6 protein-coding genes and 2 rRNA genes are annotated in these 8,469 nt (G+C 68.7%); 3 read left to right on the top strand and 5 right to left on the bottom strand.

Annotated elements, in window-relative coordinates; genetic code table 11:
- Window positions 1-1,397 (top strand): 23S ribosomal RNA (locus ACIBK6_RS03690); the annotation flags it as partial.
- Window positions 1,398-1,486: 89 nt separating this feature from the next.
- A 5S ribosomal RNA gene (gene rrf / locus ACIBK6_RS03685) occupies window positions 1,487-1,603 on the top strand.
- Window positions 1,604-1,745: 142 nt separating this feature from the next.
- Here the strand turns inward: rrf and ACIBK6_RS03680 are convergent.
- Genes ACIBK6_RS03680 through ACIBK6_RS03660 form a run of 5 tightly spaced genes read right to left on the bottom strand, consistent with a single transcriptional unit; the run spans window position 1,746 to window position 7,165 of the window.
- Window positions 1,746-3,056, bottom strand: coding sequence for a DUF58 domain-containing protein (locus ACIBK6_RS03680; protein ID WP_399048406.1), 1,311 nt, complete (start codon window positions 3,054-3,056; stop codon window positions 1,746-1,748).
- 9 nt (window positions 3,057-3,065) lie between these two features.
- On the bottom strand, window positions 3,066-4,049 hold the full coding sequence (locus tag ACIBK6_RS03675; RefSeq protein ID WP_399048404.1) for an AAA family ATPase: 984 nt from the start codon (window positions 4,047-4,049) through the stop codon (window positions 3,066-3,068).
- A complete protein-coding gene (locus ACIBK6_RS03670) occupies window positions 4,046-5,230 on the bottom strand; it encodes a DUF4350 domain-containing protein (protein WP_399048403.1) in 1,185 nt (394 codons plus the stop codon). Before ACIBK6_RS03670 ends, ACIBK6_RS03675 begins: the two co-directional genes overlap by 4 nt.
- The gene (locus tag ACIBK6_RS03665; protein ID WP_399048401.1) at window positions 5,227-5,916 is read right to left on the bottom strand and encodes a DUF4129 domain-containing protein; all 690 of its coding nucleotides are present in this window, start codon (window positions 5,914-5,916) and stop codon (window positions 5,227-5,229) included. Before ACIBK6_RS03665 ends, ACIBK6_RS03670 begins: the two co-directional genes overlap by 4 nt.
- Before the next feature lie 4 nt (window positions 5,917-5,920).
- Window positions 5,921-7,165, bottom strand: coding sequence for a glycerophosphoryl diester phosphodiesterase membrane domain-containing protein (locus tag ACIBK6_RS03660; protein WP_399048399.1), 1,245 nt, complete (start codon window positions 7,163-7,165; stop codon window positions 5,921-5,923).
- Between the two features lie 155 nt (window positions 7,166-7,320).
- Here ACIBK6_RS03660 and mtnA point away from each other — a divergent pair, with 155 nt between their 5' ends.
- A complete protein-coding gene (mtnA, locus tag ACIBK6_RS03655) occupies window positions 7,321-8,469 on the top strand; it encodes an S-methyl-5-thioribose-1-phosphate isomerase (protein ID WP_399048397.1) in 1,149 nt (382 codons plus the stop codon).

Below are 8,469 nucleotides of genomic sequence, written 5' to 3'. Positions count from 1 at the left end.
TAAGGCTGAGACCTGATGCCGAGCCGATTGTGGTGAAGTGGATGATCCTATGCTGTCGAGAAAAGCCTCTAGCGAGTTTCATGGCGGCCCGTACCCTAAACCGACTCAGGTGGTCAGGTAGAGAATACCGAGGCGTTCGGGTGAACTATGGTTAAGGAACTCGGCAAAATGCCCCCGTAACTTCGGGAGAAGGGGGGCCATCACTGGTGATAGCACTTGCTGCTTGAGCTGGGGGTGGCCGCAGAGACCAGCGAGAAGCGACTGTTTACTAAAAACACAGGTCCGTGCGAAGCCGTAAGGCGATGTATACGGACTGACGCCTGCCCGGTGCTGGAACGTTAAGGGGACCGGTTAGTGACCTTTCGGGGTTGCGAAGCTGAGAACTTAAGCGCCAGTAAACGGCGGTGGTAACTATAACCATCCTAAGGTAGCGAAATTCCTTGTCGGGTAAGTTCCGACCTGCACGAATGGCGTAACGACTTCTCGACTGTCTCAACCATAGGCCCGGTGAAATTGCACTACGAGTAAAGATGCTCGTTTCGCGCAGCAGGACGGAAAGACCCCGGGACCTTTACTACAGTTTGATATTGGTGTTCGGTTCGGCTTGTGTAGGATAGGTGGGAGACTGTGAAGCGGCCACGCCAGTGGTTGTGGAGTCGTCGTTGAAATACCACTCTGGTCGTGCTGGATGTCTAACCTCGGTCCGTGATCCGGATCAGGGACAGTGTCTGATGGGTAGTTTAACTGGGGCGGTTGCCTCCTAAAGAGTAACGGAGGCGCCCAAAGGTTCCCTCAGCCTGGTTGGCAATCAGGTGTTGAGTGTAAGTGCACAAGGGAGCTTGACTGTGAGACCGACGGGTCGAGCAGGGACGAAAGTCGGGACTAGTGATCCGGCGGTGGCTTGTGGAAGCGCCGTCGCTCAACGGATAAAAGGTACCCCGGGGATAACAGGCTGATCTTCCCCAAGAGTCCATATCGACGGGATGGTTTGGCACCTCGATGTCGGCTCGTCGCATCCTGGGGCTGGAGTCGGTCCCAAGGGTTGGGCTGTTCGCCCATTAAAGCGGTACGCGAGCTGGGTTTAGAACGTCGTGAGACAGTTCGGTCCCTATCCGCTGCGCGCGCAGGAACATTGAGAAGGGCTGTCCCTAGTACGAGAGGACCGGGACGGACGAACCTCTGGTGTGCCAGTTGTCCTGCCAAGGGCATGGCTGGTTGGCTACGTTCGGAAAGGATAACCGCTGAAAGCATCTAAGCGGGAAGCCTGCTTCGAGATGAGTGTTCCCACCTCCTTGAGAGGGTAAGGCTCCCAGTAGACGACTGGGTTGATAGGCCAGATGTGGAAGCCTCGTAAGGGGTGGAGCTGACTGGTACTAATAGGCCGAGGGCTTGTCCTCAGTTGCTCGCGTCCACTGTGTTTGTTCTGAAGCAATGAACAGCCGTCAGAGCCCCATGGCCGGGGTTCCGGTGTTCAACTTCATAGTGTTTCGGTGGTCATAGCGTTAGGGAAACGCCCGGTTACATTCCGAACCCGGAAGCTAAGCCTTTCAGCGCCGATGGTACTGCAGGGGGGACCCTGTGGGAGAGTAGGACGCCGCCGAACAAATTTTGGGGAAAGCCCCGCACCAAGGTCCTTCGGGACCACGGTGCGGGGCTTTTCTGCGTTTACGGAGCGCTCGAAAGAAGGAGCCCTCGGAAGTTATGGAAGAAGGAGGAGTGGCCTTCCTTCTTCCAACCACGCTTTCTTACAGTCGGCCTCCGGCCTTCAGTTCAAGATATGCATCGGCCAGTGCCGGGGCCAGGTTGTCCGGGGTGGCGTCGACGACTGTGACGCCGTGGCGCGTCAGTTTCTCGGCGGTGCGTCGGCGCTGTTCCTGGGTCTTGCTGGCCGCGGCGGCTTCGTAGACCGCTTCGACGGTGCTGCGTCTGGCTGACATCTGCTCGATGTGGGGGTCGGCCACGGAGGCGACCAGCACTGTGTGGCGCTTGGTGAGCTGGGGAAGCACCGGGAGCAGGCCTTCTTCGACCGGTGCTGCGTCAAGGCTGGTCAGCAGGACGAGCAGAGAGCGGCGCGGCGCGTGGTTCAGGGCAGTTGCGCTGAGGCCGCGGGCGTCGGTCTCCACCAGAGCGGGTTCGAGCGGGGCCATGGCGTTGACCAGCGCGGGGAGGAGTTCACCAGCGGCGCGACCCTGGACTTGGGCACGTACCCGGCGGTCGTATGCGAGGAGGTCGACCCGGTCGCCGGCTCGCGAGGCGAGGGCGGCGAGCAGCAGGGCGGCGTCCATGGACGCGTCGAGCCGGGGCACGTCTCCCACGCGGCCGGCCGAAGTGCGCCCCGTGTCGAGGACGATGAGGATGTGGCGGTCCCGCTCCGGGCGCCAGGTTCGTACGGCGACGTTTCCCTGGCGTGCGGTTGCCCGCCAGTCGATGGAGCGGGTGTCGTCGCCGGGGACGTACGCACGGAGGCTGTCGAACTCGGTGCCTTCGCCGCGGGTCAACACGCTGGTGCGGCCGTCGAGTTCGCGGAGTCGGGCCAGGCGGGACGGCAGGTGCTTGCGGCTCGCGAACGGCGGCAGGGCGCGGACCGTCCAGGGGACCTGGTGGCTGCCCTGTCGGGCGGCCAGGCCGAGGGGGCCGTACGAGCGGATCGTGATCCGGTCCGCCCGGCGGTCGCCGCGCCGGGTCGGCTGCAGCACCGTGGACAGGCGGCGCCGTTCGCCGGCCGGGATCGTCAACGGGTGCCGCGATGCTGTCTGTTCGGTTCCGGAAGGCCAGCTGCTGGGCGGCCAGGCGTCCCTGAGCTGGGCGCGGAGGCGGCGGTTCGACGGGTTGGTGACAGTGAGGACGACCTCGGCAGCGTCGCCGAGTCGAACTGACGTATCACCACTTCGAGTGAACCGGAGCCTTTGCACTGGCGCGGCGCATGCGTAGTCGCACAGAATTGCGAGTGCAAGGGGAGCGTTGACCGCCAGCATGCCGGTCCAGCCCGGGGCGAAGACACCGACCGGGATGGAGCCGAGGGCGGCCAGGAGTGCGGAGCGTCCGGTGAGGGCCATGGGGTCGCCTCAGCGGGGCACGGGGACGTGGGCGAGGACCGACGTGATGACGGAGTCGGCGGTGACGCCCTCCATCTCGGCTTCGGGACGCAGTTGGATGCGGTGGCGAAGTGTGGGGAGTGCCAGGGCTTTCACATCGTCCGGGATGACGTAGTCCCGGCCGGTGAGCCAGGCCCAGGCCCGGGCCGTGGCGAGCAGGGCGGTGGCGCCTCGCGGGGAGACCCCGAGGCTGAGCGAGGGGGATTCGCGCGTGGCACGACATATATCGACGACATAGCCGGTGATCTCGGCCGAGACCGAGGTCTTGGCGACGGCGGCACGGGCGGCTTCGAGGTCGGCGGGGCCGGCCACGGGGCGCACGCCTGCTGCTTTCAGATCGCGGGGGTTGAAGCCGTCCGCGTGGCGGGCCAGCACGTCTATTTCGTCCTGGCGTGAGGGCAGCGGGACTGTCAACTTCAGGAGGAATCGGTCAAGTTGGGCCTCCGGCAAGGGGTAGGTGCCCTCGTACTCGACCGGATTCTGGGTGGCTGCCACCAGGAACGGGTCGGGCAGGAGGCGTGGGATGCCGTCGACCGTGACCTGTCGTTCCTCCATGGCTTCGAGGAGGGAGGACTGGGTCTTGGGCGGGGTGCGGTTGATCTCGTCCGCGAGCAGCAGGTTGGTGAAGACGGGACCGGGCTGGAAGGAGAACTCGGCGGTGCGGGCGTCGTAGATGAGAGAGCCCGTGACGTCGCTCGGCATCAGATCGGGGGTGAACTGGACGCGCTTGGTGTCGAGTTCGAGGGAGGCTGCCAACGCGCGCACCAGGAGGGTCTTGGCGACGCCCGGCACCCCTTCGAGCAGCACATGGCCGCGGCAGAGCAGGGCGACGACGAGGCCGGTGACGGCGGAGTCCTGGCCGACCACGGCCTTGGCGATTTCGGCGCGCAGGGCTTCCAGCGAAGCGCGGGCGCTGTCCGGGTTCGCTGCGGTCTCCGGGGTGCGGTCGCTCATGAAGTGCGTACCTCTCTTTCGAGGGCGTCCAGTTCGTCCGCGAGGCGGACAAGTGCGGCGTCGTCGGCCGGTGCTGGGCCGAAGAGCAGGGAATGGGGGTCGCGGCCGGCGGCGGGGAGCCGGGCGGAGACGGCGGGGAGGAGGAGTTCGGGGGAGTGCGCCGCCGAGGCGGGCACGCCGAGGAGGGGGGCCAGCCGGGCGCGAACGGCCGATCGAAGAGTGTCGGCTGCGCGGTCGCGCGCCTTGGCCTTGTGGTAGAGGCGGGCACGGCCCTCGGTGGCCTCGGATGCGCGGACGACGACCGGGAGTTGCTCGGTGACGAGGGGGCCGAGCCGACGGGCCCGCCAGAGGGCGGCGAGTGCGGCGGCGAGGGTGAGTTGGAGGGTGGCCCAGCGCCATCCGGACGGGATCAGGTCGAAGAAGGAGCGTTTGCCGCCGTCGGTGGCGGACGCATCGCCCAGCGAGGGGAGGTACCAGACCAGATGGGGACGAGTGCCGAGCAGTTGGAGGGCGAGGGAGGCGTTGCCCTCCTTGTCGAGCCGGTGGTTGAGGAGGATGTCGGGGGCGCCGAGGAGAACGGTGTCGCCCGGGCCCCGGTCCGTGGTGCGCAGCACAGTGGGCAGGCCGTCGGCGGGGTAACAGCCCTCGTCGTTCTGGCCGTTGGTCGAGTAGCGGACGCCGCCGGTGTCCGCGCGTCCGGCGCGGGTCGCTGTGGGCTGGGCGCAGGCGGGGTCGCGTGGCTTGACGGCGACGGGGTCCTCGGCGCGTATGCCGGGGGCGAGGATGCCCAGGGACGGCGGTCCGGGCGCGATGAGGACCGTGCGGCCGCCCGAGTCGGCGGTGGCGGTGTGCAGTTGGCGCTGCTGATCCTCCGTCAGGAGATCGGGGACGGTGACCAGGAGCGTGGTGTCGGGGCCGGTGGCCGCCGTCGCCTCGTCGAGAGTGGCGACGACACGCGTGGAGACGCCCTCGCTCTTGAGGAGTTGGGCGACGGCGCGGCTGCCGTACTGGTCGGCGGAGCGCGGATCGAGGCTGCCGTGCTGGGAGTCGGAGTGCAGCGCCGCGAGTGCGACGCCGGCCGAGACCAGGATCGCGAAGGCCAGGAGCAGACCCCGGGTACGGGTCCACAGGTGGCGCGGTGTGACCGAGACGGAGGTGGTGGCGGCCGGGGTGGCGGTCATTCGGCGGCCGCCTGGACCGCGTCGCTCAACGCCGGCTTGGTGCGTTCGAGGTCCCGGTCGAGGTCGCGCAACCCTAGATATGCCGCTTCGTCCGCTGTGCGCCCGCCGTATGTGACGTCGTCGAATGTGCGGGCCGCGGCGCGGAGCCGGTCCGCTTGGCCGGGTAGGGGGCGGCCCGCTTCGGCGGCGGCCTCGTCGGCGGTGCGGCCGGGGCGGGGGTCGAGGAGCGCGCGTTCCTCCAGTGAGCGGACGATGGCGCGCATCCGTTCCTGGACGGCCTCGTTCCAGCGGCGGGCTCCGGCGTGGGCCTCGGCCGCGGTGCGGTGTTCGGCGGCGCTGCGCGGACGGTCGTCGAAGAGGGTTCCGCCCGAGATGGCGGTTGGCTGCGGGGTGCCGAGGCGCCACCAGAGGGCGGCGATCAGAGCGATCACGGCGATGACGATCACGGCCAGGCCGAGCGGGCCGCCGGGGGCCGCACCGGATGCCGAGTCGAAGAGCGAACTGACCCAGTCCCAGAACTTGTTGAGGGCGCGCTGGAGCAGGCTCGGATCGTTCTGGTGGTACACCGGGTCGGACAGTTCGCGCCGGGCCGCCTCGCGGGCCGGGTCGCGCGAAATGTCCACCGGAGGTGCGCCGGACGCGCCGTTCAGCAGTCGTGCCGTGATGAAGCCCCCCGCTTCTGACACTGCATCAGCTCCCGGGTGTCTCGTAGCCGGGGACGCCTGCGGCGCGGGCGAGTTCCAGGTCGAGGGCCTCGCGGCGGATGCGCTGGTCGATATAGAGCAGGACGGTCACACCGGCGGCGATGGGGTAGGTGATGGCCGAGGCGATCACGGCTCCGATGCCGGAGATGATCAGGTAGGCCCAGCCGAACTCCGGGGTGGCTCCGTTGAGGATGCCGCTGAAGGAGTTGCTGTCCACCGCCATCGCGATCGCGGAGAACGGGAACACGATGATCATCGAGAAGATGGTCACCAGGATCGACGTCAGCAGCATGATGCCGAAGATGCGCCACCACGAGCCGCTGACCAGCTTGGTGGAGCGGCGCAGAGACTGCACGATGCTCTGCCGTTCCAGCATGAGGGCCGGCGACGCGAGGCTGAACCGGATGTACAGCCAGAGGGCGACCACGGACGCGGCGAGACCGCCGAGTACGGCGAGTGCCGCACCGCTGGCTCCGCCGAGGAGCACCCCGGGAAGGATGCCGACGGCCATGATCGCGGCAAGCATGACGAACAGGAGGCTGAGCAGACCGAGAAGGCTCAGCAGGCGCGGGCGGGCCTCGGTCCAGGCGTCGCCCAGGCTCACCGGGCGGCCGAGGACGGAACGGCTGACCACGATGGTGAGCACGGCCGTGGTGAAGAGGGTCGCGAGCTGACCGATGATCAGGGGCGGCGTCAGGTCGACCAGACTGGAACGCAGCGCGTCGAAGGCCTGGTTCATGGCTTCGGTGCCGGTGGCGTTCGGGTCGACCGTGGCGGGGGTCGGCAGGATGAAGCGCACGGCGAGGATCTGGGCAAGCTGCGAGATCACCGCGACGGTCAGCGTCAGACCGAGCACCGTGCGCCAATGGGCGCGCGCTGTGGAGACGGCGCCGTCCAGGATCTCGCCGACACCCAGTGGCCGCAGCGGGATGACACCCGGCTTGGCGGCGGGCGGACGGCCGTAGTTCTGGTTCCAGTTGCCGCCCGGGGGCTGCCCCGGCACCTGGCCCCAGCCGCCGCGGCCCTGCTGCGGGCCGCCCCAGCCGGGGCCCGGCTGGGGCGGCGTCCGACCGGCGCCGGGCGAGGACCACTGGGCGGCCGGGGGCTGGTCCTGCGACCACTTCGAGGAGGCGCGGGCCCGGTCCGAGGGCTCGGGCTGGGTGGGCGCGCCGGGGTTGCCGTCGTCGGAGGGGGCCGATCCGGGCGAGGCCCAGCCCGGAGAGTCGTTCACGGTGGTCCACCTCGTGGATTGGTCGCGGGACCGGCTGCGCGCGCCGGTTCCTTCGGGTTGGCTGCCATCGTGCCACGTGGACCGGGACCGCGGACCGGCCGCGGTATCTCGTTGGCACCTTCAATTGTCGGCGGCTCACCGGGCAGACTGGGCGGATGGCTGATCAGGACGTGCGAACCACGATGGAGTCCGGTCCCACGGAGCTGCCCTCGCTGCGCTGGGACGAGCCGCCGGAGGGCCCCGTGCTGGTCCTCCTCGACCAGACCCGGCTGCCCGCCGAGGAGGTGGAGCTCGTCTGCACGGATGTGCCGGGGCTGGTACAGGCCATCCAGACGCTGGCCGTACGGGGCGCCCCGCTGCTCGGCATCGCCGGGGCGTACGGGGTGGCGCTCGCCGCGGCACGCGGCTACGACGTGGACGAGGCGGCGGCGCTGCTCGCGGGGGCGCGGCCCACCGCGGCCAACCTCGGCTACGGGGTGCGGCTGGCGGCCGGGGCGTACCGTGCAGCGGTCGAGAAGGGTGCGGGGACGGTGGAGGCCGGGGCGGTGGCGCTGGCCGCCGCCCAGGAGCTGCACCGGGCCGACGCCGAGGGCAGCGCGCGGATGGCCCGGCATGGGCTCGCGCTCCTTGACGAGCTGCTGCCGGGTGGCAGCCACCGCATCCTCACGCACTGCAACACCGGCCGACTGGTGTCCGGCGGCGAGGGCACCGCTTTCGCGGTCGCGCTGGCCGCGCACCGGGCGGGCAGCCTGCGGCGGCTGTGGGTGGATGAGACGCGGCCGCTGTTGCAGGGGGCCAGGCTGACGGCGTACGAAGCGGCGGGCAGCGGGATGCCGTACAGCCTGCTGAGCGACAACGCGGCCGGGTCGCTGTTCGCGGCCGGTGAGGTGGATGCTGTGCTCATCGGCGCCGACCGGATCGCGGCCGACGGCTCGGTGGCGAACAAGGTGGGCAGTTATCCGCTCGCGGTGCTCGCCAAGTACCACCACGTGCCGTTCATCGTGGTCGCGCCGGTCACCACGGTGGATCTGGACACGCCCGACGGTGCGTCGATCGAGGTCGAGCAGCGGCCCGGTCACGAGGTGACGGAGTTCACTGCCCCGCAGCTTCCCGGGGGCGGCTGGGGGGCCGGTTCCGGCCTTGCGGTGGCGCCGCTGGGGACCCAGGCGTACAACCCCGCCTTCGATGTGACGCCGCCCGAACTGGTCACGGCGATCGTCACGGAGGAAGGTGTGCTGTCCCCAGTGACAGGCAGCGGGCTGAGGGAGCTGTGTGCCAGGTCACGCCAGGTAACGATTAGCTAA

Origin of the sequence: Streptomyces sp. NPDC050485, from assembly GCF_044458185.1 — a bacterium.
Classification (GTDB): Bacteria; Actinomycetota; Actinomycetes; order Streptomycetales; family Streptomycetaceae; genus Streptomyces.
This window is presented reverse-complemented; position numbering and strand designations above follow the sequence as displayed.

What these genes read in the sequence shown, in the direction of transcription:
- mtnA (WP_399048397.1), top strand. Translation starts at nt 7,321, where the DNA reads ATGGCTGATCAGGACGTGCGAACCACGATGGAGTCCGGTCCCACGGAG.
- ACIBK6_RS03670 (WP_399048403.1), bottom strand. Translation starts at nt 5,230, where the DNA reads ATGACCGCCACCCCGGCCGCCACCACCTCCGTCTCGGTCACACCGCGC.
- ACIBK6_RS03675 (WP_399048404.1), bottom strand. Translation starts at nt 4,049, where the DNA reads ATGAGCGACCGCACCCCGGAGACCGCAGCGAACCCGGACAGCGCCCGC.
- ACIBK6_RS03680 (WP_399048406.1), bottom strand. Translation starts at nt 3,056, where the DNA reads ATGGCCCTCACCGGACGCTCCGCACTCCTGGCCGCCCTCGGCTCCATC.